This window comes from Flavobacterium adiutor, from assembly GCF_048282555.1.
GTDB lineage: Bacteria > Bacteroidota > Bacteroidia > Flavobacteriales > Flavobacteriaceae > Flavobacterium.
Window position 1 is genome coordinate 4,443,744 of sequence record NZ_CP182487.1, and the last position, 25,552, is coordinate 4,469,295.

21 protein-coding genes and 1 riboswitch are annotated in these 25,552 nt (G+C 34.9%); of the genes, 14 read left to right on the top strand and 7 right to left on the bottom strand.

Annotated features, from left to right (window positions below; genetic code table 11):
• Positions 1 to 16 precede the first annotated feature (16 nt).
• Complete coding sequence (locus ACNC7R_RS18820; protein WP_417942572.1) at positions 17 to 1,354, bottom strand: c-type cytochrome; 1,338 nt, start codon at positions 1,352 to 1,354, stop codon at positions 17 to 19.
• Between the two features lie 219 nt (positions 1,355 to 1,573).
• Here ACNC7R_RS18820 and ACNC7R_RS18825 point away from each other — a divergent pair, with 219 nt between their 5' ends.
• On the top strand, positions 1,574 to 1,963 hold the full coding sequence (locus ACNC7R_RS18825; RefSeq protein ID WP_417942573.1) for an SPOR domain-containing protein: 390 nt from the start codon (positions 1,574 to 1,576) through the stop codon (positions 1,961 to 1,963).
• Between the two features lie 206 nt (positions 1,964 to 2,169).
• Here ACNC7R_RS18825 and infB read toward each other — a convergent pair whose 3' ends face one another.
• From infB to rimP, 3 genes are read right to left on the bottom strand one after another with little or no spacing between them, the layout of a single operon-like run.
• Complete coding sequence (infB, locus tag ACNC7R_RS18830) at positions 2,170 to 5,028, bottom strand: translation initiation factor IF-2 (RefSeq protein WP_417942574.1); 2,859 nt, start codon at positions 5,026 to 5,028, stop codon at positions 2,170 to 2,172.
• Positions 5,029 to 5,078: 50 nt separating this feature from the next.
• A complete protein-coding gene (gene nusA, locus ACNC7R_RS18835; RefSeq protein WP_417942575.1) occupies positions 5,079 to 6,332 on the bottom strand; it encodes a transcription termination factor NusA in 1,254 nt (417 codons plus the stop codon).
• A gap of 14 nt (positions 6,333 to 6,346) precedes the next feature.
• Positions 6,347 to 6,811, bottom strand: a complete 465-nt coding sequence (gene rimP / locus ACNC7R_RS18840; protein WP_417942576.1) for a ribosome assembly cofactor RimP — start codon at positions 6,809 to 6,811, stop codon at positions 6,347 to 6,349.
• A 174-nt stretch (positions 6,812 to 6,985) separates the two neighbouring features.
• Between rimP and ACNC7R_RS18845 the strand changes: the two genes are divergently transcribed.
• On the top strand, positions 6,986 to 7,810 hold the full coding sequence (locus ACNC7R_RS18845; protein WP_417942577.1) for a universal stress protein: 825 nt from the start codon (positions 6,986 to 6,988) through the stop codon (positions 7,808 to 7,810).
• 52 nt (positions 7,811 to 7,862) lie between these two features.
• On the opposite strand, the gene ACNC7R_RS18850 is transcribed toward ACNC7R_RS18845, so the two are convergent.
• The gene (locus ACNC7R_RS18850; protein WP_417942578.1) at positions 7,863 to 8,891 is read right to left on the bottom strand and encodes a LacI family DNA-binding transcriptional regulator; all 1,029 of its coding nucleotides are present in this window, start codon (positions 8,889 to 8,891) and stop codon (positions 7,863 to 7,865) included.
• Between the two features lie 308 nt (positions 8,892 to 9,199).
• On the opposite strand from ACNC7R_RS18850, the gene rplM reads away from it, so the two are divergent.
• From rplM to tsf, 4 genes are all read left to right on the top strand, one after another.
• A complete protein-coding gene (gene rplM, locus ACNC7R_RS18855) occupies positions 9,200 to 9,655 on the top strand; it encodes a 50S ribosomal protein L13 (RefSeq protein WP_132990829.1) in 456 nt (151 codons plus the stop codon).
• Complete coding sequence (gene rpsI / locus ACNC7R_RS18860; RefSeq protein WP_008466792.1) at positions 9,655 to 10,041, top strand: 30S ribosomal protein S9; 387 nt, start codon at positions 9,655 to 9,657, stop codon at positions 10,039 to 10,041. The genes rplM and rpsI overlap by 1 nt, the downstream gene beginning before the upstream one ends.
• Positions 10,042 to 10,217: 176 nt before the next feature.
• Positions 10,218 to 10,988, top strand: coding sequence for a 30S ribosomal protein S2 (gene rpsB, locus ACNC7R_RS18865; RefSeq protein WP_417942579.1), 771 nt, complete (start codon positions 10,218 to 10,220; stop codon positions 10,986 to 10,988).
• Positions 10,989 to 11,129: 141 nt separating this feature from the next.
• Positions 11,130 to 12,092 (top strand): translation elongation factor Ts, encoded by a 963-nt coding sequence (gene tsf / locus ACNC7R_RS18870; protein WP_417942580.1) that lies wholly within the window; start codon positions 11,130 to 11,132, stop codon positions 12,090 to 12,092.
• Positions 12,093 to 12,161: 69 nt separating this feature from the next.
• On the opposite strand, the gene ACNC7R_RS18875 is transcribed toward tsf, so the two are convergent.
• Together ACNC7R_RS18875 and ACNC7R_RS18880 are read right to left on the bottom strand one after the other, a co-directional pair.
• On the bottom strand, positions 12,162 to 14,279 hold the full coding sequence (locus ACNC7R_RS18875; protein ID WP_417942581.1) for a M3 family metallopeptidase: 2,118 nt from the start codon (positions 14,277 to 14,279) through the stop codon (positions 12,162 to 12,164).
• Between the two features lie 183 nt (positions 14,280 to 14,462).
• A complete protein-coding gene (locus tag ACNC7R_RS18880; protein WP_417942582.1) occupies positions 14,463 to 15,491 on the bottom strand; it encodes a LacI family DNA-binding transcriptional regulator in 1,029 nt (342 codons plus the stop codon).
• Positions 15,492 to 15,646: 155 nt separating this feature from the next.
• Between ACNC7R_RS18880 and ACNC7R_RS18885 the strand changes: the two genes are divergently transcribed.
• The 8 genes from ACNC7R_RS18885 (at position 15,647) to thiC (ending at position 25,507) form a co-directional block, all read left to right on the top strand.
• On the top strand, positions 15,647 to 18,271 hold the full coding sequence (locus ACNC7R_RS18885; RefSeq protein ID WP_417942583.1) for a TonB-dependent receptor domain-containing protein: 2,625 nt from the start codon (positions 15,647 to 15,649) through the stop codon (positions 18,269 to 18,271).
• Positions 18,272 to 18,364: 93 nt separating this feature from the next.
• Positions 18,365 to 19,666 carry an MFS transporter gene (locus tag ACNC7R_RS18890; protein ID WP_417942584.1) on the top strand — a complete coding sequence of 434 codons (1,302 nt, stop codon included), beginning with the start codon at positions 18,365 to 18,367 and terminating at the stop codon, positions 19,664 to 19,666.
• A gap of 4 nt (positions 19,667 to 19,670) precedes the next feature.
• Complete coding sequence (locus ACNC7R_RS18895; protein WP_417942585.1) at positions 19,671 to 20,849, top strand: glycoside hydrolase 100 family protein; 1,179 nt, start codon at positions 19,671 to 19,673, stop codon at positions 20,847 to 20,849.
• A 1-nt stretch (position 20,850) separates the two neighbouring features.
• A complete protein-coding gene (locus tag ACNC7R_RS18900) occupies positions 20,851 to 21,774 on the top strand; it encodes a carbohydrate kinase family protein (RefSeq protein ID WP_417942586.1) in 924 nt (307 codons plus the stop codon).
• Between the two features lie 130 nt (positions 21,775 to 21,904).
• Positions 21,905 to 22,552 (top strand): queuosine precursor transporter, encoded by a 648-nt coding sequence (locus ACNC7R_RS18905; protein WP_417942587.1) that lies wholly within the window; start codon positions 21,905 to 21,907, stop codon positions 22,550 to 22,552.
• 2 nt (positions 22,553 to 22,554) lie between these two features.
• Complete coding sequence (locus ACNC7R_RS18910) at positions 22,555 to 23,118, top strand: DNA-3-methyladenine glycosylase I (RefSeq protein WP_417942588.1); 564 nt, start codon at positions 22,555 to 22,557, stop codon at positions 23,116 to 23,118.
• Positions 23,119 to 23,205: 87 nt separating this feature from the next.
• Positions 23,206 to 23,301, top strand: a riboswitch (TPP riboswitch).
• A 68-nt stretch (positions 23,302 to 23,369) separates the two neighbouring features.
• Positions 23,370 to 23,576, top strand: coding sequence for a sulfur carrier protein ThiS (gene thiS / locus ACNC7R_RS18915; RefSeq protein WP_417942589.1), 207 nt, complete (start codon positions 23,370 to 23,372; stop codon positions 23,574 to 23,576).
• A 107-nt stretch (positions 23,577 to 23,683) separates the two neighbouring features.
• The gene (gene thiC / locus ACNC7R_RS18920; protein WP_417942590.1) at positions 23,684 to 25,507 is read left to right on the top strand and encodes a phosphomethylpyrimidine synthase ThiC; all 1,824 of its coding nucleotides are present in this window, start codon (positions 23,684 to 23,686) and stop codon (positions 25,505 to 25,507) included.
• Positions 25,508 to 25,552: the final 45 nt, after the last annotated feature.

Here is a 25,552-nt window from a genome sequence, read left to right on the forward strand (position 1 = left end):
AATCTTAATAAATCGACTAATAGTGGCATTTACCACACTCTAAACCTCCCATTTGCGCTGCAGTTAATTTCTCTACACCGTATTTTTTAGAAAGTTCAGCATGAATTTTGTCATAGTAAGCATTACCTTCCATCTTAACATCAGTTTTTCTATGGCAATCAACACACCATCCCATTGTTAATTTAGAGTACTGCTTCATGATTTCAAACTCTTGCACTGGTCCGTGACATGTTTGACATTCAACACCTGCAACAGACACGTGTTGAGAGTGATTAAAGTAAACAAAATCAGGCAAGTTATGGATACGAACCCATTTTACAGGCTGTGTTTTTCCAGTATAAGCTTGTTTAGTCTTATCCCATCCAACAGCATCATATAATTTTTGAATCTGTGCATCGTAGAATGCTTTGCTGTATTCAGCAGTAGCTGTAGTTTCAGCAACCTCTGAGATGTTTTTATGACAGTTCATACAAACATTTAACGAAGGAATACCAGCATTTTTACTTACACGAGCAGCAGAGTGGCAATATTTACAATTAATCTCGTTATCACCAGCGTGAATTTTATGAGAGTAATGAATCGGCTGAATTGGTTCATAATTCTGATCTACACCCACCTGCATTAAGTACCCATAAACAAAATAACCACTAGCCAAAAGCAAGAAAATTGCAGTTACTAAAACCAAGAATTGGTTTTTAGCGAAAGCTTTCCAGATTGGAAGTCTCGCTTCTTTAGGAGCAACCTCAATACCGTTTTTGTTTGCCACTTTAGTTAATACTTTGTTTACCATAAACAACATCACAACTAAAATAGCCATCACAAGAGCAAGAGCACCTAAAATGATATTATTTGAAATAGCACCGCTTTCGACGTTAGTACCGGGTGGTGTAGCAGAACCTCCAGCAACTGGAGCCGGTTCTGCTTTAGGCTGAGAAGTATAAGCTAAAATATTATCAATATCTCCTTCAGACAATTGAGGAAACGAAGTCATAACAGCTTTGTTATTTTCCTCAAAAAGTTTAACAGCAACAGGATCACCTGACTTAATCATGTCAGAACTGTTATGCACCCACTTGTAAATCCAAGCTTTATCATGCTTATCAGCAACCCCTCTTAAGGCAGGACCAGTTGATTTAGCATCTAATTTGTGACATGCAGCGCAATTTGCATTAAAAAGTTCTTTCCCTTTTACCGGATCACCACCAGATGCGGCAGCCGGAGCAGCAGCAGCTTCAGTCGCCGCAGGAGCTGCAGCAGGATCTTGAGCAAATGAAGTTAGGGAGAAAATCAGCGATAGCGACAAGCTAAGCATCAATTTTCTTGAGATCGAATTATGGTTACCCACCTTTTTCATATAGTATAAAATTATCTACTAATTTTTTGGTATGATTTTTTCTGTAATTAATCAGTTAAATCTAATACCGCTTTTTTAAAACCTGCACAAAAATACAATTTAAGTACTATTCTCAAAACCTTAAAATAGTCTTAAATATCAATTTATATTAATTCTAAATAACTCAAACACTCCACATATAAACTTTAAACCTTATTTTTGCATAAAAACCATCACATTATGAGAATTTTAAGCCCTTCAAAAAAGATTTTATTACTATTACCCATGCTTACTTTAACCTACAATATTAATGCTCAGGACCAAAACATTAGTTTGAATCAAGATCCTAAATTTGAACAATTACTAAATGATAAACGTAAAATTAACACGTCAATTAATACAAATGAGACTTACAAAATTCAAATTTTCAGCGGCAAAAGTGATGAAGCAAAAAAGACTTTATCTGCTTTCAAAAGGGAGTTCAACAACATTGATGGAACTATAATTTTTAATACTCCAAACTATAAAGTAGTAGTCGGGAATTTCAAAACAAGAATTGAAGCAGAACGAAATTTAGAAGAAATTAGAAAGAGATACAAAAGTGTATTCCTTATTAAGCCAAGCAAATAAAGTTTACACAAAACGAACACTAAGCCACTTATTTTGTCTTATCCTAAAAACAAAAAGTTACTCCTAACATAAAAAACTGTTGTATTATCAATTTTAAGGAGCTTTTAAGCACCAAACATAATAATATACACAACATCTATCTTTTTACATTACAATCATGTAAAATAAAAAGTCCTGATTAAATCAGGACTTTTTTATTTTACATATTATTTCAATTTCTTTTTAATTGCAACCTCATGATATGCTTCAATAACATCTCTTTCTTCGATATCATTAAAACCTTTAATCTGAATACCGCAATCATATCCTTTTGTCACTTCCTTAACATCATCTTTAAAACGTTTCAATGCTACAAGTTCTCCTGTATGAACCACAACACCTTCTCTGATAACTCTAATTTTTGAAGCCCTTAAAATTTTGCCATCAGTTACCATACAACCAGCAATAGAACCTACTTTAGAAATTTTGAAAATCTCACGAATTTCTGCTGTACCAAGAATTTCTTCTTTCATTTCAGGAGCCAACATTCCTTCCATAGCATCTTTCAGGTCATCGATAGCAGCATAGATAATAGAGTAATAACGAATATCAATTTCTTCTTTATCTGCAAGCTGTCTGGCATTTCCAGCTGGGCGAACATTAAATCCGATAATAATAGCATCCGAAGCAGAAGCCAGATTCACGTCAGTTTCTGTAATCGCACCAACTCCCTTGTGTATAATATTAATCTGAACTTCTTCTGTAGAAAGTTTAGAGAAGGAGTCAGACAAAGCCTCAACAGATCCGTCAACGTCTCCTTTAAGAATAACATTTAATTCTTTAAACTGACCAAGCGCAATACGACGTCCGATTTCATCAAGCGTAATATGTCTTTGTGTACGTACTGACTGCTCTCTCATTAACTGAGAACGCTTAGATGCAATTTGTTTTGCTTCTTTTTCGTCTTCAAACACATTGAATTTATCTCCAGCTGTAGCAGCTCCATCAAGACCTAAAACAGATACCGGAGTCGATGGACCAGCCTCTTTCACATTATGTCCGCGTTCATCATGCATGGCTTTAATTTTACCATGATGCTTACCAGCCAACATATAATCTCCAATTTTAAGAGTCCCTTGCTGCACTAATATTGTAGAAACATATCCTTTTCCTTTATCCAGAAAAGCTTCTACAACAGTTCCCTGAGCAGCCTTATTTGGATTAGCTTTTAAATCAAGAATCTCAGCTTCCAACAATACTTTTTCCAGCAATTCCTTTACTCCTGTTCCTACTTTAGCAGAAATATCATGTGATTGGATTTTTCCACCCCAATCTTCAACAAGCAAATTCATAGATGCCAGACGCTCTTTGATTTTCTCAACATTAGCATTTGGTTTATCAATTTTGTTGATAGCGAATATAATTGGAACCCCTGCAGCTTGTGCGTGAGAGATTGCTTCTTTTGTTTGCGGCATGATATCATCATCGGCAGCTACTACAATAATTGCGATATCTGTAACCTGAGCTCCACGTGCACGCATTGCAGTAAATGCCTCGTGACCAGGAGTATCCAAGAATGCTATTTTTTGACCATTATCTAAAGTTACTCCGTAAGCCCCAATGTGCTGCGTAATACCTCCGGACTCCCCTGCAATAACATTTTCTTTACGAATATAATCCAGCAAAGATGTTTTACCGTGATCTACGTGACCCATTACAGTAACAATAGGTGCTCTAACCACTAAATCTTCTTCTTTATCTTCAACTACCTCAATAGCTTCTTCGATATCTACTGTAATAAACTCAACTTCATAACCAAACTCGTCAGCTACTATAGTTAAAGTTTCCGCATCTAAACGCTGGTTCATGGTAACCATTATACCAAGAGACATACAAGTTCCGATAACTTTAGTAATTGGCACATCCATCATGATAGCAATTTCACCAACAGTAACAAATTCAGTCACTTTAATAGTCTTACTTCCTTCATCAAGCGCTCTTTGCTCCTCATCAGATTTCTGACGATGCGTATCTCTTTTGTCTCTTCTGTATTTAGCCGCTTTTGATTTTCCGCCTTTACCTTGCAGCTTTTCAAGAGTCTCTCTAATTTGGTTTTTCACTTCCTCCTCGGTAGGCTCTACCTTAGCTACTATAGCCGGACGATTTCCTTTAACAAAACCAGGTTTTGCACTTCTATTAGCATTAAAGCCAGCATTACCTGTGTTTGGTGTAATTTTATTAGGATTTGTTGATCCTTGAGCATTACTACCTGTCGATGTTTTTGTAGTCCCCGCTGCACCAGGCTTTGGAGCAATTCTTTTACGCTTATTTTTGTTAGCATTATTATTAGCCCCAGTAGTCCCCTGCTTATTTGGTGTTATCTTTGGATCTTCTTTCTTTTTCTTAGGCTTATCAAATTGAGATAAATCAATTGTCTGACCTGTAAGAGTCGTTCCAGATAATTTTTGATATTGTGTAGTGATAATTTCTTCTGCAGTTTCAGGATTAGTTGAAACAACCAGATCTTTTGCTGTTTTAGAAGTTTCAGCTTTTATTTCTTTTTTCTCAGTAATAATAGGCTCTACTTTGTCTGGAGTTGCAAGAGAATCAGTTTTACCATCTTCTTTTTCAATTGGTTTTTCAACTTCTTTCTGAGCAACAACTTTTGGTTCCTCAGCTTTAACCGGTTCTTTTGAAATAGTAGAAACAACCGTCTTTTTAGGATTTAAATCAATCTTACCTACCTGAACAGGTCCGGTCACAACAGCCTTAGCTTTTATAATTTCCTGTTGTTTTTGACGTTCCTCATCCTGTCTGCGTTTGTCTTCAATTTCCTTTTCACGCTCAACACGCAATGCCTCTTTTTCCTTTCTTTTTTCTTCCCCTACTTCTTTGGAAGCTTCCTTATTCCCCTTATCGCCCGCAAATTGTCTTTGAAGGATATTAAATTCAGTATCAGAAATTTTAGCGTTCGGATTTGCATCAATAGCAATTCCCTTATCTTTTAGATAATCAACAGCTCTTTCTAACGAAATATTTAATTCCCTTAAAACCTTGTTTATTCTTATTACTCTCTCTTCAGACATATAACCTTTTTATTATTACCTTTTTCGTTGTGTTGTTAGAGTAGATAAAACTAGTTATCAAACTCTTCTTTTAGTATTTTCATAACATCCAGAATTGTTTCCTCTTCTAAATCAGTTCTTCTTACTAAATCTTCTACTTCCTGACTCAGGATACTTTTTGCAGTATCCAGACCTATTTTGGCAAACTCTTCAATTACCCAATCTTCAATTTCATCTGAAAACTCTGTTAATTCAACATCATCTTCATCTGCAATTGCACCAGCAATATCGCCTTCCCGAATTACATCCAACTCATAACCCGTTAACTGCCCAGCTAATTTAATATTATGACCTCCTCTACCAATTGCTTTAGAAACTTCTTCTAATTTCAAAAAAACTTCAGCTCTTTTATTTTCCTCATCAATTTTAACTGACGAAACTTTAGCAGGACTTAAGGCTCTTGTAATAAACAATTGAATATTATTTGTATAATTGATTACGTCGATATTTTCATTTCCTAACTCACGAACAATTCCGTGAATACGAGACCCTTTCATACCAACACAAGCTCCAACAGGATCTATTCTGTCATCATAAGAATCTACAGCAACTTTTGCTTTTTCGCCAGGAATACGCACTACATTTTTAACCGTGATTAAACCATCGAATACTTCAGGGATTTCCTGTTCAAATAATTTCTCTAAAAACTTCTCAGAAGTTCTAGACATAATAATCTGAGGCTTATTTCCCTTCAATTCAACGCTTTCAATAATCCCTCTAACATTATCTCCTTTTCGGAAAAAGTCAGATGGAATTTGTTTCTCTTTCGGAAGCACAATCTCATTTCCTTCATCATCTACCAAAATTACAACTCTTGGTCTTACATGGTGCACCTCAGCAGTATAAATATCCCCAATAATATCTTTAAATTGTTTATAAAGATTTGTATTATCGTGTTCGTGAATTTTAGATATTAAATTTTGACGTAACGCCAAAATAGCCCTTCTTCCTAAATCAATTAATTTTACTTCTTCAGAAACTTCTTCCCCAATTTCAAAATCCGCTTCAATTTTTCTTGCTTCAGTAAGCGTAATTTCCTCATTTTCAAAATCAAGATCCTCATCAGCAACAATCACTCTTCTTCTCCATATCTCCATATCTCCTTTATCAGGATTTATAATAATGTCGAAGTTATCATCTGAACCGTATTTTTTTTTCAATGCATTTCTAAACACGTCCTCTAAAATTGCCATAAGCGTTACACGATCAATAAGTTTATTATCTTTAAACTCTGAAAATGAATCGATTAATGCTAAATTTTCCATGCGAATTCTTTAAATTAAAATATTACTGTAACAATTGCCTCTTTAATTTCTGTATAAGGTATTTGTTGCCTTTTTTGAACTGTTTCCTTTCCTTTTCCTATTTTCTTCGGTTCTCTTGCTTCCCAAGACAAAATTATAAAAACATCATTAGCTTCTACCAATTCTGCTTCAATTTTTTCACTATTTGTAGTAACAATCAATGTTCTACCAATATTTTTTTTGTATTGTCTTGTAAATTTAAGTGGTGAACCTACCCCAACAGATGCAACTTCAAGAGAGAAATCCTGTTCTTCACGATCCAGATTATTCTCAATTGCACGACTAATATCAATACAATCCTGAAGCGCCACTCCATTATCCCCATCTAAACCCACGCTAATTTTAAAAGAATCAGAAATACTCAAATCAATCAAAAAGATTGAAGGCCTTTCTAAAAGCGCTTCTGTAATTAATGTGTTTACTTTCTCTTTAAATGTCATAATTTTATAAAAAGAGGGGACAATTAGTCCCCTCATTATTTAGATTTTAATAAATAACGGTGCAAATATAGTGTTTTTTTTATAAATCAAATCATTAGATTGCTCTATAATATTTCTTATCTTTATGAGAGCATTAAAATAATGCCTTATTCAATAATTTAACCTCAAAAAATTATGAAACGAATTTTAGTCCCTACTGACTTCTCAGAACACGCTGAAGACGCTTTAAAAGTAGCAGCACAAATAGCCCGTAAACACAATTCAGAGATCATCCTGCTTCACATGCTGGAATTACCCAGCCAAATGAATGATGCCATTACAGGTGGTGCGAGTATCCCGGAAACCATGCTATTTATGAAAAAAGCCAATGAAATGCTCGACAAAGCTACCGAAAAACCGTATCTACAAGACATCTCCGTGACTGAAATTTTAAAAATAGACAAAATAATCCACGGAATTTCGCAGGTCAGCAAAGAAAACAATATTGACTTAATTATAATGGGGTCTCATGGTTCCTCTGGTGTTGAAGAGTTATTAATTGGATCTAATACCGAAAAAGTTGTTAGAAATTCAGATATTCCAGTTTTGGTTATCAAAAAAGACATTTTAAATTTTAACGCATCTACTATAGTTTTTGCTTCTGATTTTACAGAAGAATCTAAAAAACCCTTTGAAAAACTATTAAACTTCACACAATTCTTTGATTCAAAAATACATTTGGTTACAATTTGCACACCAAACAGTTTTAAACCAACTCATATTGTTGAAAAAGCAATGAAAGATTTTGTAAATCAATTTAGCCTGACAAATTATTCGACACACATTTACAACGACACCAATATAGAAAAAGGAATTATTAATTTCTCAAACAGTATAAACGCTGATATTATTGGAATGTGTACTCATGGGAGAACTGGTTTTGCTCATTTTTTTAATGGCAGTATCAGTGAAGGATTGGTAAATCATGCTTCCAGACCCGTTATAACATTTAAAATTTGAAAAAAAATACTAAAAAAAGAAATCCACCTTATATTAAAATGGATTTCTTTTTTTATTTAGATTTTCTCGTTGACTCCCGTTCTTTTAGCTTTGTCTTAATTATAATTGTTTCGTAATCAGAAGTCTCCCCCTCCTTTTCTTCCAATCTTGAAATCAATCGTTTGGCTGCAACTTCACCAATTTCGATTCCGTGCTGACTGACAGTAGTCAGACTTGGCGATAAACGTCTTGATGCTAAAATTCCATCTGCAAAACCAATAATCGAAATATCTTCAGGGACTTTATATCCCTTTTTAAGACTTACTCTTAAAGCAGCTACGGAGTCATTTTCATCTAAAGCAAAAATGCCATCAATTTTGTGATCGAAAAGTGCCTCTATTTTACTTTTCATCTCATCTTCTGAATTAGTACGAAGAATTATCTTTTCATTTATCGGAATATTATTATCCTTTAAAGCTTTCAAATATCCATCAGCTCTTAGTTTTCCAACACTTAAATTATCTACTGAGGAAATTAAGGCAATATTTTTACATCCCAAATTAATCAAATGCTGCGTCGAATTTAAAGCCGAATCAAAATCATCAACCACCACTTTATCACATTCAACTCCATAAGCAATTCTGTCAAACATCACAATTGGAGTTCCGTCATTTATAATTTCTGTAAAATGAGCATAATCTTCCAATTTTTGAGCCTCTTGAGAAACCGAAAGAATGAAACCATCTATAGTTCCGTTACTCAACATTTCGAGAGTATGAATTTCTTTCTGTAAAGATTCATTCGAAATACAAGTAATTACATTATATCCTTTTTTATCGGCCACTTTTTCGATACCGCTAAAAACTTTTGCGAAAAAAGAATTTAATATATTAGGTATAATTACACCAATTGTTTTGGTTTTTCTATTTTTTAAATTCAGACCAATAACATTTGGCTTATAATTTTTGAGTTTTGCATACTCTTTAATCTTCACCTTGGTTTGTTCACTAATTTCAGGACTATCGTTCAATGCCTTAGACACAGTAGAAACAGACACACCAAGTTCTTTCGCAATTTGTTTTAGAGTTGCTTTAGCTTTCATCCAATTGAATTTTTTATGTAATTAATACAAATATAGCAGAATTACCTAAAACAAAACAAAAAACACCTGCCAGTATTTAAACTCCCTGATTCATTTCAAAACAAAATATACAACCTTAAATTTTTATAAAATATTTTTAGTTTTCCCTTCATAATAACGTAAACTAAATTTTAAGAGATTTAATTCCTAAACTGACAGCCTGATTTTCAGTATTTAAAATATTCTTTTCAGGTATTTGGTTTTAAAATAATTAATTGTACTTTTGCATCCCCTTTATTGGGGATGGAATGTTTAATTAAAATAATATTATGGACGCATTAAGCTACAAAACAGTTTCAGCAAACAAAGCCACTGTAACTAAAGAGTGGATTGTTGTTGACGCTGAGGGTCATAACTTAGGACGTCTTGCTTCAAAGGTTGCGATGATCTTAAGAGGTAAGTACAAACCAAGTTATACGCCGCACGTTGACTGTGGGGATAACGTAATTGTTATCAACTCAGAAAAAATTAACCTTACAGGTACAAAAATGAATGACAAAATTTACATGCGTCATACAGGTTACCCAGGAGGACAAAGAACTTTAACTGCTAAAGTATTGCAAGCTAAAAACCCTGCATTATTAGTAGAAAAAGCGGTAAAAGGTATGTTACCTAAAAACAAATTAGGTGCTGAACTTTTTAGAAATCTAAATGTTGTTGTAGGATCTGAGCACAAACACGGAGCTCAAAAACCTAGAACTGTTAACCTAAATGATCTTAAGTAATGGGAGTTATTCACAAAATCGGTAGAAGAAAAACCGCTGTTGCACGTGTTTACGTTTCTGAAGGAACTGGAAACATCACTGTAAACAAAAAAGAATTCGCAACTTACTTTCCAACTGCAACTTTACAATACAAAGTATTACAACCGCTTTCTATGACAGAAAACGCTAGTAACTTTGACGTAAAAGTAAACGTTTACGGAGGTGGTACAACTGGTCAGGCAGAAGCTGTAAGAATGGCATTAGCACGCGTAATGTGTGAAGTTAACGCTGAAAACAGAGCTATCCTTAAGCCAGAAGGTTTATTAACAAGAGACCCAAGAATGGTTGAACGTAAGAAATTCGGTCAGAAGAAAGCTCGTAAGAGATTCCAGTTCTCTAAACGTTAATATTACCTGTCTTGTTCAGATAGGACAAGACATTATCAATTATTTATTGAAATTAAAAAACACAGTTATTGTTGCTCTCCTATTGAGGTAGGATATAGTTTAGCATCTAAATGTATAAAGCCTGAGAAATCGCCATTTATACATTGCTAATCAACAGAACGTAAACTAGTACAAAAATGGCAAACAAAATAGAAGTAAAAGAATTACTAGAAGCAGGTGTTCACTTTGGACACATGACTAGAAAATGGGATCCAAACATGGCTCCTTACATTTATATGGAGCGTAATGGTATTCACATTATCAATCTATATAAAACTGCAGCTAAAATTGAAGAAGCTAACGAAGCTTTGAAAAAAATCGCTGCATCAGGTAGAAAAATTTTATTCGTAGCTACCAAAAAACAAGCAAAAGACATCGTTGCTGATAAAGCAAAAGCTGCAAACATGCCTTACATCACTGAAAGATGGCCAGGCGGAATGCTAACAAACTTCGTAACTATCAGAAAGGCAGTTAAAAAAATGTCTTCTATTGATAAAATGAAGAAAGATGGAACATTCAACACTTTATCTAAAAAAGAGCGTTTGCAAGTTGATCGTCTACGTGCTAAATTAGAGAAAAACTTAGGTTCAATTGCTGATATGTCCAGACTACCTGCAGCATTGTTCGTAGTTGATATCAAAGCTGAACACATCGCAATAAAAGAAGCTCAAAAATTAAACATTCCAGTTTTCGCAATGGTTGATACGAATTCTGACCCAAGAGAGGTTGATTACGTGATTCCTGCAAATGATGACGCTTCTAAATCAATTGACAAAATTTTATCTTTAGTAACTACTGCAGTAATCGAAGGTCTATCTGACAGAGGTGCTGAAAAAGAAGTTGAAGCTACTGAAGAAGCTCCTGCTGTTGAGGCTGAAGCTACTCCTGCAACTGAAACTGAAGAATAAATCAAATTTTAAATTCCAAATTTTAAATTCCAAAATCCAAGACAAAATTAAAAACGTTATGTTGATAATTTATTAAAATTGGAGTTTGGGATTTAAAAGCTGGAATTTTTTACTTTTAAACACATTAAAACTTAAAATATTATGGCAACAATTACTGCTGCAGACGTAAATAAATTAAGACAATCTACAGGTGCCGGAATGATGGACTGTAAAAAAGCTTTAGTTGAAGCTGAAGGAGATTTCGACAAAGCGATACAAATCCTTAGAGAAAAAGGACAAAAAGTTGCTGCTAACCGTTCTGACCGTGAGTCTTCTGAAGGAGCTGCTGTTTCTTTTATCAATGCAGACCATACAAAAGGAGCTATTATTACTTTAAACTGTGAGACTGACTTCGTAGGTAAAAATGAAGCTTTTGTTGCTTTAGCTAAAGATTTAGTTGAAAGAGCTATCAACTTCTCTTCTAAAGAAGAATTATTAGCTTCTGATTTCAACGGAATCACTGTTGCTGAGAAATTAATCGAGCAAACTGGTGTTATCGGTGAAAAAATCGAAATCAGTGGTTTTGAAATTTTAGAAGGTGCTTACGTTGGATCTTATGTTCACGTTAATAAAATTGCTGCTTTAACTGCGATTTCCACTCCAGTTGCTAACGCAGAAGCCTTAACTAAAGACATCTCTATGCAAGTTGCTTCTATGGGAGCTGACACATTATCTTACAAAGATTTTGATCCTGCTTTCGTTGAATCTGAACTTGCTGCTCGTATTGCTGTAATTGAAAAAGACAATGAAGAAGCTAAACGTTTAGGAAAAACTTTGAAAAACGTTCCTAAATATATCTCTTTCTCTCAATTAACTCCCGAAGTTATCAAACAGGCTGAAGAAGATGCTAAAGCAGAATTAAAAGCTGAAGGAAAACCAGAGCAAATCTGGGACAAAATTCTTCCAGGAAAAGTACAACGTTTCATTTCTGACAACACTACTTTAGATCAGGAGAAAGCTCTACTTGATCAAAACTTCATCAAAGATGATAGTAAAAAAGTTGGTGATTATGTTAAAGGATTCAACGTTGAAATCACTGGTTTCAAAAGAGTTACTTTAGGTTAATATATTATTTTTTCAATACAAAAAAGCCCGAATATTAAATTATTCAGGCTTTTTTTGTTGCTATACCTATTACTTTTTCTTTTCGATCGGAAAATTTCTAGCACGCATCAGTGCGTCTGATTTCGGAGCTCTTCCCCGGAAATTCTCATAACCCTTTTCATTATCAATAGTATTTCCAACACTAAAAACTGTATCATACAGTCTTTTAGCTACTGTTTTATCATAAGCCCCTTTTGCTTCTACAAAAGCTTCCCAGGCATCCGCATTGATAACATCTGCCCATAAATAACTGTAATATCCAGCCGCATACCCATCACTTGAAAAAATATGTCCAAACTGCGGAATACGATGGCGCATTACAATTTCTGACGGCATATGCAGTGCATCCAAAGTTTCTTTTTCAAATTTATGAGGATCAATAGTTGCTGTCTCCAAATGTAGTTTCATATCTACTAAAGAGCTTGAAATTGTTTCTACAGTAGCGAAACCCTCTCCAAAATTTACTGCTTTTTCAATCTTATCAACTAAAATCTGAGGTAATGGCTGATTTGTTTTATAATGCAAAGCAAATTTATTCAACACTTCAGGAGTTGCCAGCCAGTGCTCTAACAATTGCGAAGGAAATTCAACATAATCCCTTGCAACTGCTGTTCCTGCTAAACTTGGGTAAGTAACATTCGAACATAAACCATGAAGTGCATGTCCAAACTCATGAAATAAAGTCGAAGCATCATCCCACGAAATTAAAATTGGCTCATTATCTGCTCCTTTTATAAAATTACAATTGTTAGAAACAATAGTAAGTACGTCTCCATCTAATTTTTGCTGATCCCGATAAGCATTCATCCACGCTCCTGAACGTTTTCCTGCACGGGCGTACGGATCAAAATACCACAAACCAACAACTTTACCAGTTACTGTATTACTCACCTCCCAAACACGCACATCCGGATGATAAACCGGCACGTTTGTAATTTGTCTAAAACTTAAATTGAATAGCTCCCCGGCAACCCAGAACATTCCTTCACGCAGGTTTTCTAACTGAAGATACGGCTTTACTTCATTTTGATCTATGTCATATTTTGCTTTTCTAACTTTTTCAGCATAAAAACGATAATCCCAAGGCTGAATTTTAAATTTACCTCCTTCTGTATCTACGATTTTTTGCATTTCTGCTACATCTTGATTTACTTTTTTAACGGCTGGTTCCCATACTGAAAACATTAAATCTAAAGTTTTCTTTGGGTCTTTAGCCATTTTGTTAGATAAACTCCAATGAGCAAAAGTTGGATAACCAAGTAATTTTGCCTTTTTTGTTCTTAACTCTAAAATTGAAACCAATATGGCATTATTATCATTTTCATTTCCGTTATCACCTCGTTTTACAAAAATATCAAATGCTTTTTCCCTCAGATCCCTGCGAGTTGAAAACGTCAAAAAGGGTTCGATTGAAGAACGTGTATTTGCGATAGTTCCTAAAACATTTAGTTTTCGTTCTTTCGCATCAGCCATAGCAGCTTTTTTAACTTCTTCCGGTAAACCGTCAAAATCACTTTCTGTGGTTAAAGCGAGATACTGATTATGCTCCTCTGCCAATAAATTTTGGCTAAATTTTGTAAAGAGACCTGCTAATTCTTTATTTATTTTTGCAACCTTTTCTTTGTCCTGATCTTTCAGTTTGGCACCCTCACGTACAAAATTAGTATAGTACAACCAAATGAGTCGTTGTTGTTCACTCGTTAGTTTTTTACTTTCTTTTGAGTTATAAAGTGCTTCTATTCTTGCAAATAACTTTTCATTTTGATTGATTTTATCTTTAAGTTCTGAAAATTCAGGAGACATTTCGCTATCAACAGCATTAAACTCAGTACTGCTCAAATTTGATCTGTAAATTCCGTAAACTGTAAAAATCCTGGATATCGTTTTACCAGAACGTTCCAAAGCAACAATCGTATTTTCAAAAGTTGGTGCTTCGGGATTGTTGGCAATTACATCAATTTCATTCAGTTTTTCCTGAATTGCAAACTGAATTGCCGGTTTAAAATCTGAAACTTCATATGTATCAAAAGCAGGAACACCTCCATAAGGACCTGTCCACTCCTTCAGTAATGAATTCTCTGTATTCGTTTGTGCATTTGACGTAAAGAAAGTTGTACCCATGAGAAAAATTGTGATTATTTTTTTCATTATCAATTTGTTATTTAAAAAAATTCACTCTTTCAAAAATAGCCAAAAAATCACTAATCATAATGAAAATTTAAGACCCAAGCTTTAATAATGAAATTTAGAATAATAAAATTTTATAAATCTTATATGTTGATTTAGTTCTTGAATATGTGTAGCAAAAAAGCTTTTTTAAAATCTCTTTTATCAGCTTTTTTTCAAGGTAGATTCGCGAACAATCACCTCTGTTTCTAATTCAACTATTTTAGGCTTAAACACCTTTCCTTCTTTACGGGAAAGAATTTCTTCCAATAATAAAGTAAATGCTGCTACCCCCATATCATAACTTGGCTGATTAACTGTACTCAACTTGGGTGTAATTACCTGCGAGACCAACCAATTACTAAAACCTATTACAGCAATATCTTCAGGAACTTTAATTCCTTCTTGATTAAAATGTGCCAAAACACCTATCGCTACTAAATCCGTAATTACAAAAATGCCATCAATCTCTTTATCTTCTTCTAAAATTTGCTTAGCAAATTCGACCCCTTGTTCAAAAGTGATACTTTTACAAGCGTATACCAATCCGGGATCAAAAGGAATCCCGTTTTTTTCCAAAGCCATTTTATAACCCATAAAACGATCAATTGAATTTTGTGGGTTTTCAAGTCCGCGAATATGAGCAATCTTTTTACATCCTATATCTATCAGATGCTGAACCGCCTCCTGAGCAGCTTTTCTGTCATTGATAATTACTTTTGAACTTGGAATCAATTTAGCTATTTTATCAAATTGAACAAATGGTATTTCCTTATCAATAATTTCAGTAATATGAGGATCATTATTAGACTCATTAGAAAGTGACATAATAATTCCATCGACTCTCTTACTCAATAAAAGTGCTACCTGCTTCTTTTCTAATTCCAAAGACTCATTAGACTGTAAAATAATAACCAAATAACCATTCTTTTCTGCCTGATCAATGATTCCATTAACAACTCCCGAAAAAAAATGATGTACAACTTCAGGAATGATAAGCCCAATTGTCTTAGACTCTTTAGTCCTCAAGTTTACAGCAAAACTATTAGGCGTATAATGTAAATCCTTAGCCAATGTAAGAACTGCTTTTTTGGTTTTCTCGCTTACATCAGGGTAATTCTTCAGTGCTTTTGACACTGTTGTAATCGATATTCCTAAGATATCTGCAATTTCTTTTAAAGTAGTCTCTTTCATAAAAACAAATATCGAAAAAAAAACTTATAAAATCGAAAACGTTTTCGGTTAAATCGAAAACGTTTTCGGTTAAAAATAATGCATTTATTTTGTTTAATAAATATATATTTGGTAAAAAATAACCTGTTAAATTATTAACAAAACAACTAATAACCATGAAAACAAAACAATCATTCTTACAAAAAATGGGAATTGTAGTAGCGTTGATGCTATTTAATATTTCATTTTCACAAAATGCTACATTAAGTGGAACCGTTTCTGATGCTTCAGGAAACCCATTACCTGGAGTTAATATTGTCATAAAAAATACTGATAAAGCCGTTGCAACGGATATCGACGGAAAATATTCATTTTCTAGCCTAAGAAACGAAACGGTAAGTCTTATAGCTACCTATATTGGTTTTAAATCAGTAGAGTTAAATGTAGTGATTAAAGACAATACTATTCAAAACATTACATTAGCAGAAGACACCAATGTATTAGAAGATGTGGTAGTAACCGGAGTTGTAAATCCTAAAGCTAAAATCAAATCCAGTGTTTCGATCACAACATTGGGTACAGAGCAAATTACGCAATCAGCTCCAAGATCTACTGCGGAAATATTTAGAACAATTCCTGGAATTCGTTCAGAATCCTCTGGAGGAGAAGGTAACTCTAATATTTCAGTACGTGGTGTACCAATTTCATCTGGTGGATCCAAATATTTACAATTGCAAGAAGATGGATTACCCGTATTATTATTTGGTGATATAGCATTTGCTACAGCAGATATATTCACAAGATTTGACGGAAACATTGCAAAAGTAGAGGCTATCCGTGGAGGTTCGGCATCAACTTTGTCTTCTAACTCTCCTGGGGGTATCATCAACTTTATTAGTAAAACCGGAAAAACAGAAGGTGGAAACATGAGTACAACATTTGGATTAGATTATGGAAATTTCCGTACTGATTTAGATTATGGTGGAAAAATTGGAGATGGTCTATATTTTCATGTTGGCGGTTTTTATAGATCCGGTGAAGGCGTAAGAAAAACAGGTTTTAACAGCAATAATGGTGGCCAATTTAAATTCAACATCACAAAAGAGTTTGAAAACGGCTCTGTAACAGTATATGCTAAATTCTTAAATGACAGAGCTGCAGCTTATATGCCAATGCCAGTTGCTGTATCTGGAACAAATGCTAATCCAAATTGGAAAAGTGTAGATGGTTATGATGCTACAACCGGTGCTTTACAATCTATTTACTTGACTCATAGTGTTGGATTGGGACCTGACGGAAATGTACGCAGAGAGGCTGTAGCGAATGGAATGCACCCTGTGTCAAAATCTATTGGTGCTAATGCTTCATTCGACTTAGATGGTGGATGGAAAATTACTGACAACATTCGCTTTACATCAAATTCAGGTGGATTTATTTCTCCATTCCCTGCACAATTAGCTACTGCTGCAACTATTGCAAATTCTTTCGGAACAGGTTCTAGTTTAGTATATGCTGATAATGGCGCTGCATTTAATAATCCAAACGGATTGGTAGCAAGAATTCACATGTTTGACACCCAATTAAACAACATGGGTAATTTCATGAACGATTTGCGATTGACTAAAAAATTTGATGGTGTTGGCGTTACAGCTGGATTATTCAAATCAATGCAAAATATCTCGATGTCTTGGTTATGGAATTCTTACTTACAAGAAGTTTCAGATAATAATCCTCGCTTAATTGATGTTAAAAATGCCGGAGGCTCTTTATTATCTGAAAATGGATTATATGCTTATGGAACACCATTCTGGGGGAATCTGGCTAGAAACTACGACACACAATACAACGTATCAGCACCTTACGTAAATATTTCAGTTGATGCCTCTGACAAATTATCATTTGAAGGTGGATTACGCTACGACAAAGGAAAAGTAACAGGCTCATTTGCAGGAGGAGTTGCAACTACCTATGACATTAATAATGATGGAAACATATCTGTACCTGAGCAAAATGTATTTGCCATAGACAATGCTAATGCAACTGCTGTAAATTACGACTATGATTATTATTCTTATACAGTAGGAGCAAACTTCTTAATCAATAACAGACAATCTGTTTTTGGAAGATTCAGTAGAGGTGCTTCTGCAAAAGCGGATAGAATTTTATTTAGTGGTCTTGATTATTTAAATGGAGACAAAATCAATGCTTTAGATTTCTTAAAACAAACTGAAATTGGATACAAACAAAAATTCAGCAAAGGGTATTTCTACGCTACAGCTTTCCATTCTAAAACTGACGAACAAGGTGGATATGAAGCTACATCTAACAGCATTATCAAAAACGACTATAAATCATTAGGATTAGAGTTAGAATCAGCATATGACTTAAATGACAATTTAAACCTAAGAGGATCATTAACCTATACAAAAGCAGAAATCACTTCTGGTGACAACAATGGAAACCAACCAAGAAGACAACCAAAATTGATGTATAGCTTTATTCCAACTTACAAGTTCATGAATAACAAAAACACTTTAGGTTTAAGTTTCGTTGGTCAATCTAAAGCTTATGCACAAGATTCAAATCAATTAGTAATGGATGGATTTGTAATTGTTAATGGATTTGTAGAAGTAGGCATCGCAAAAGGATTATCATTAAATATTTCAGGAAACAATTTATTCAATACCCTTGCTATCACAGAGGCAGAAGAAGGAAGTATTACTGAAAACACCGTAAACTTTGTAAGAGCAAGATCAATGACAGGAAGATCAATTTCTATGGCATTGGCTTATAAATTCTAAAATTAGATTATTTTTCATAAATGTTAGTTGATTACCAATTCCTGTATTTTCAAAAGTACAGGAATTGATTTTAAACTTTAAAAAAACACAATTATGGCGCTCTTAAAACCTAAACTTAGCTTTTGGCAAATTATAAACATGAATGTTGGATTTTTTGGAATTCAATATAGTTTTGGTTTACAACAAAGTGCTGTAAATCCTATATATGATTTTCTGCATGCCAGCCCAGATCAAATTCCAATTTTGAACTTAGCTGGACCTTTAACCGGATTATTAATCCAACCCATAATAGGTGCTATGAGTGATAAAACCTGGCATCCAAGATGGGGACGAAGAAAACCCTATTTTTTCATAGGTGCTATAATATGTAGTATAGCCTTGTTCCTATTCCCTTTTAGTAGTTCATTATGGATGGCCGCAGGTTTGCTTTGGATTCTGGATGTGGGAAATAACACTGCGATGGAACCCTATCGTGCTTTTATTGCTGACACTCTTAATGAAGACCAACAACCAACAGGTTTTCAAGCGCAAAGTTTCTTTACTGGATTTGGTCAATTCTTGTCATACATTTCATTGTTCCTTTTCCCAATAGTATTTGTAGGCTATACAGGAGAATTACCTAACTGGATTTACGCTTCCTTCTTTTTAGGTGCTGTCCTTTCGGTAACTTCGATTTGGTGGAGTATGAAAAAAACACCAGAAATTCCACCTACAGAAGAGGAAATTGAAAAAATGAAATCCGAGCCCTTAAATATTTTCTCACCATTTATTGATATCTATCATGCTATTTTAGAGATGCCTAAGGTAATGTGGCAACTTTTTTTAGTGTATTTATTCCAATGGTACGCTTTAATGTGTTTTTGGCAAAACAACTCTAAAAGTATTGCTTTGTCGGTTTGGGATGTCACTCCAGCCAATAAAGAAGGCTACGAAAAAGCAGTAGAATGGATGGGTTTGATAGGTGCATTTGGATTTATAATCACTTTTTCGGTTGCCTTTTATCTGGCAAAACTAGCTAAAAAACACAGTCCCAAGATGGTGCATTTTGTTTGTTTACTTTTTGGCGCAACCTCCTTTCTTTTTTTCCCTTTGATCCAAAATCAATTTTTATTTTTTGCAGTAATTATTGGTTATGGAATTGCCTGGGCAAGTATGATGGGAATTCCGTACCTGATGGTAGTAAACAACATCCCTAAAGAACGCTACGGCGTATACATGGGCATCATCAACATGATGATTGTAGTTCCCATGATTTTTCAAAATGTTTCCTTTGGATTTATCCTAAAACATTTTTTAAACAACGATCCACGCCAAGCCATCACTTTTGCCGGAGTGTTATTACTTCTGGGAGCTATGAGTACTTTGTTAATTAAAGCGAATAAAACAACAAATTAATATAATGAATACCGATATTACCTATAAAAAGGCCGTCGAATTACTTGAAAAAGCTTCTTCAACGGAAGGTTTTTTAGCCAGTGCACAAAACATTTCTAACTACAAAAGAGTTTGGGCTAGAGATGGTGTTATTTGTGGATTAGCTGCCCTTGCCTCAGGCGATGACAATTTGATTGCCACCTTTAAAAAAACGCTGGAAACTCTTGCTAACAATCAACATTCAAACGGAACAATCCCATCGAATGTAATGACAGATGGAAACAATAGCGAGGTAAGTTATGGCGGTTTAGCTGGCAGAGTGGATGCCGTAACCTGGTTCATTATCGGAATTTGTCAATATGCCTACTATAAAAAAGACGCCTCATTTGTAGAAAAATACCAATCTAACATTGTAAAATGTTTGGGATTGATGGAAGCATGGGAATTTAACAACAAACACTTAATGTACGTTCCTTTATCAGGAAACTGGGCAGACGAATACATTACAGATGGTTATGTTTTATACGATCAATTGTTACGAATATGGGCGTTAAAAAGTTATAATCATTTTGCAAATGATGTCAATATCAGTACTAAAATTGAGCAAATAAAAGATCAAATCGAATCTAATTTTATTCCAAATACAACAGGCGAAAAATACCATGAACGAACATACAATGATTTAAAACTAGTTAATTTCATGCCTTGTTCCTTCTCCCCTGCGGGATACAAAACACCCTTTGATGCTTTTGCTCATTCCTTAGCTTTACTATTAAACATTGGGGCACAAGATTTTCAGGAAGCCATAATTCAACATGCAGAAAAAACCAGAACCGAAACTAAATTAGGAATTCTTCCTGCCTTTTGGCCTCCTATCACAGAAACAGATGCCGACTGGAATTTATTAAAAAACAATTTCAAATACGAATTTAGAAATTATCCAAACGAGTTTCATAACGGAGGGAGCTGGCCCATGGTAAATGGATTTTATGGATTAGCCTTATTGAACAAAAAACAAGTTAAAGTGGCTAAAACACTTCTAAGCGCAATTAACAATGCTAATGCAAAAGAAGACTTTAGTTTCTATGAGAACTTCAATACCGAAACAACAGCAGTGAATGGAGTCCCGTTTTGTACATGGAGTGCAGCCGCAACAGTACTATTGACCCAAGGAATCACAACTAATTTTAAATTATTGATTTAAAATGGAAAAAACAATCGACATTATCTGTATTGGGGAAATACTCATAGATTTCATTGGTCATGAAATTAACACTCCAATTGCCGAAATAGAAAATTACAGCCGTTTTTTAGGAGGATCCCCAACTAACGTCGCCATATACAGTTCGAAAATAGGACTAAAAACCGCTTTGGTAGCCAGTTGTGGAAAGGATGGACTTGGTCATTTTATGCTAAAAAAACTCAATGAAAGTCATGTGAACACGGCTCATGTAAAAGAGCATGAACACTATCCATCCTCGGTAATTTTTGTAACAAAATCAAGCGATACTCCTGAATTTATTCCTTATAGAGAAGCAGATTACCATATCCATGAAACACAAATACCAGATGTTTTATTGGAAAAATCCAAAATTTATCATACCACCTGTTTCGCTTTAAGCAAAAACCCAGCTCGCGAAACTATTTTAAATAAAGCCGAAAGAGCATCCCAAATGGGATTACAAACCAGTATTGACTTAAATTATTCTGAAAAAATATGGCCTGACCGAGCCGAAGCTTTTGAAACTATCAGAAAATATCTTGCAACTAATCCTCTAGTAAAATTAAGTGATGACGATTGTTTTCGATTATTTAATGAAACTAAAAGCGACGATTTTATAATTAATTATTTCAGCCAATTAGGTGCAAAAAGCATCTGCTTAACAAAAGGAAAAAACGGAGTAGTCCTTTGGGATTCTTCAATAGGAACAGTCCATAAAAATGCGCCTTTAGTTGAAAATATCAAAGACACTACAGGGGCAGGAGATGCTTTCTGGACAGGTTTTTTATATGGCAAATTACAGCAAAAAGAACCGCTAGAGTGTATCAAAACTGCACAAAAATTAGCCCGTATCAAATTGCAACATCTTGGACAACTTCCAGATAATGTTCAAATCGAAGAGTCATAAAACAAGTATAAAAACTTTACCCTAAAACAAATCCGATTAAGTTCCATTTTAATTTTTAAAGTGGAACTTTTTTATTAAATACTATTTCTAAAAATAAAAAACTAAATTTGGTTGAATCAAATCATACAATATGTTTCAATCCAAAAAAGACATTGTTTATATCATTCTTGCTGGAATATTTATTACCAATGCAGTAGTCGCCGAATTAATAGGAGGAAAACTCATTTACGTAGGCCCTTATTTAATGAGTGTTGGAATTCTGCCCTGGCCTGTCGTATTTGTCACAACCGATTTAATTAATGAATATTTCGGAGAAAAAGGGGTAAAAAAACTTTCCCTGATCACCGCTTGTTTAATTGCATACTGCTTTGTGCTATTGTATGTTGCCTTAAAAATACCCGCAGTCAAAGGCGATGGATTAGTGACCGATGAACAGTTTTATGCCGTATTTGGACAAAGTATGTGGATTATTGTAGGAAGCATCACAGCATTCCTAGTTTCCCAATTAATCGACGTTACCATTTTTCACTTTTTCAAAAGAAAAACAGGCAACAAAATGATTTGGCTAAGAAGTACGGGTTCCACTGTTATTTCGCAACTTTTCGACAGTTTTATCGTATTGGGAATTGCCTTTTGGATGACAGGAAAAATTTCCACAACTGATTATATTGCTTCAGCATTTACCGGTTATTTTGTAAAACTGATAATCGCTATTTTATTAACTCCAGTAATTTATTTAGGCCATTCGGTAATTAAAAATTACATTCAAAATAAATAAAAATGGAAGCAAAACTACGTTGTGCCTGGTGCGAAAAAGACGATTTATACCGCAAATACCACGATGAAGAATGGGGAACTCCCGTTTATGATGATCCTACATTATTTGAATTTTTAATTCTGGAAACCTTTCAGGCTGGCTTAAGTTGGTACACCGTTTTGGCAAAAAGAGACAGCTTTCGCGAAGCTTTTGACCAATTTGATTACCAAAAAATAGCCCAATATCCGGAAGATAAAATTCAGGAATTAATGGCCAATCCTAGCATTATTCGCAATCAGTTAAAAATTCGGGCTGCTGTTTCTAATGCTGTTGCCTTTATGAAAGTTCAGGAGGAATTTGGCAGTTTTTCTAAATACATCTGGGGATTTACTGATGGAAAGCCTATCGATAATAAACCCAAAACCCTTAAAGACGTTCCTGCCACTACTCAACTATCGGACGCCATTAGCAAAGATTTAAAAAAACGCGGATTCAAATTCGTTGGATCTACCGTAGTTTATGCCCACATGCAAGCCACTGGAATGGTAAACGACCACGTTGAAAATTGTTGGACAAGAAACCAGTAAGCAGTGTTCGGTTTTGAAGTATTCAGTACAAAATTGTTAAACTTCTATCATTTAACTTCTAACTTCTAACTTTTTAATTACATTTGTTGCACACTTTAGGGGTGTCTGCATTAGCAGGCTGAGATTTTACCCTCTGAACCTGATCTAGTTCATACTAGCGTAGGGAAAAGTAAGATGACTTCCGTAGTCCCATTTTTTGGGTCACCTTGTAGCCATTCCTAAAGTATTTTTTCATTTAAAAAAATACGAGAATGGAACTAAAAATCAACAATCAAACCAAACAATTTCAAGTAGAAGCATTGAGCATTCAAGCCTTGCTCGATATTGAAATTCCGCAAAAACAAAACGGCATCGCTGTAGCCATAAATAACAATGTGATTCCAAAATCCAATTGGAACAGTCACCTCCTATCCGAAACTGACGATATTTTGATTATTTCTGCTACACAAGGCGGATAGAATCAGTTTGCAGATTTCAGATTTCAGTTTGCTGTCACTCGAAACAATAATTCTTATCTATAAAAAATACCGTTATACAAAAACTCACAACTCATAACTTCAAACAAATGAATAACGAAGAAAAAATATCCCGAATCCCATTCCCTAATTCGACTAAAGTCTATATCGATGGAGAAATTCACCCGATAAAAGTAGCCATGCGCGAAATCCAATTATCGGATACGAAACTAGCCAAAGGTGGTGTAGAAAAAAACCCGCCAGTAACGGTTTACGATACTTCAGGTCCTTACACCGACCCAAACATCGAAATTGATATTCGCAAAGGATTACCACGCCTTCGTGAACAATGGATTTTAGACCGTGGCGATGTGGAAGAATTAACTGAAATCACCTCAAATTACGGAAAAGAACGCTTAGCCGATGAAAAATTAAATCATTTGCGTTTCGAATATTTACACAAACCGATGCGTGCCAAAAAAGGAGCGAATGTGACCCAATTGTATTATGCCAAACAGGGAATTATTACGCCTGAAATGGAATACATAGCTATTCGTGAAAACCAACGCATAGAACAATTAGAAAATGCAACTCCGGCAATGAAATGCCAACATGCAGGACATAGTTTTGGTGCGAATACACCAAAAAACAAAATCACTCCAGAATTTGTTCGTTCTGAGGTAGCAGCTGGTCGCGCTATTATTCCAAATAACATCAACCATCCAGAAAGCGAGCCGATGATTGTAGGTCGTAATTTCTTGGTAAAAATCAATGCTAATATCGGAAACAGTGCGGTAACTTCCTCCATCGAAGAAGAAGTAGAAAAAGCAGTTTGGGCTTGCCGCTGGGGAGCCGATACCATTATGGATTTATCTACCGGAAAAAACATTCATGAAACCAGAGAATGGATTATTCGAAATTCACCAGTGCCAATTGGAACAGTGCCTATTTATCAAGCTTTGGAAAAAGTAAACGGAATTGCCGAAAACCTGACTTGGGAAATTTTCAGAGATACTTTGATTGAACAGGCAGAACAAGGCGTTTCGTATTTCACGATTCACGCCGGAGTATTGTTAAGATACATTCATTTGACAGCTAATCGTGTAACGGGAATTGTTTCTCGTGGTGGTTCGATTATGGCCAAATGGTGTTTGTTTCACCACAAAGAAAACTTCCTGTACACGCATTTTGAAGAAATCTGCGAAATCATGAAACAATACGATGTGGCTTTCTCTTTGGGAGACGGTTTGCGTCCGGGTTCTATTGCCGATGCAAATGATGCCGCTCAATTTGCCGAATTAGAAACACTGGGAGAATTGACAAAAATCGCCTGGAAACACGATGTTCAGGTATTTATCGAAGGACCGGGACACGTACCGATGCACATGATTAAAGAAAACATGGACAAGCAATTAGAACATTGTTCTGAAGCTCCGTTTTATACATTAGGACCATTAACAACTGATATTGCTCCGGGTTATGACCACATTACTTCGGCTATTGGTGCTGCCATGATTGGTTGGTACGGCTGTGCTATGTTGTGTTATGTAACTCCAAAAGAACATCTTGGTTTACCTAACAAAAAAGACGTGAAAGACGGAGTAATCACCTATAAAATTGCGGCTCACGCTGCCAATTTAGCCAAAGGGCATCCGGGTGCGCAATACCGTGACAATGCCTTGAGTAAAGCTCGTTTTGAATTCCGTTGGGAAGACCAATTCAACTTATCATTAGACCCAGACACGGCTCGTGAATTCCACGATGAAACCTTGCCTGCCGATGGTGCTAAAGTGGCGCATTTCTGCTCGATGTGCGGACCTAAATTCTGCTCCATGAAAATATCACAGGAAATTCGTGATGTGGAAGAAGCAAAAAAAGGAATGCAAGAGAAATCAGAGGAGTTTGTTGAGCAAGGAAGCGAAATTTATAGCTAATAAAAGTAAATAGTGATTAGTGAATAGTAATTAGCACATTATATT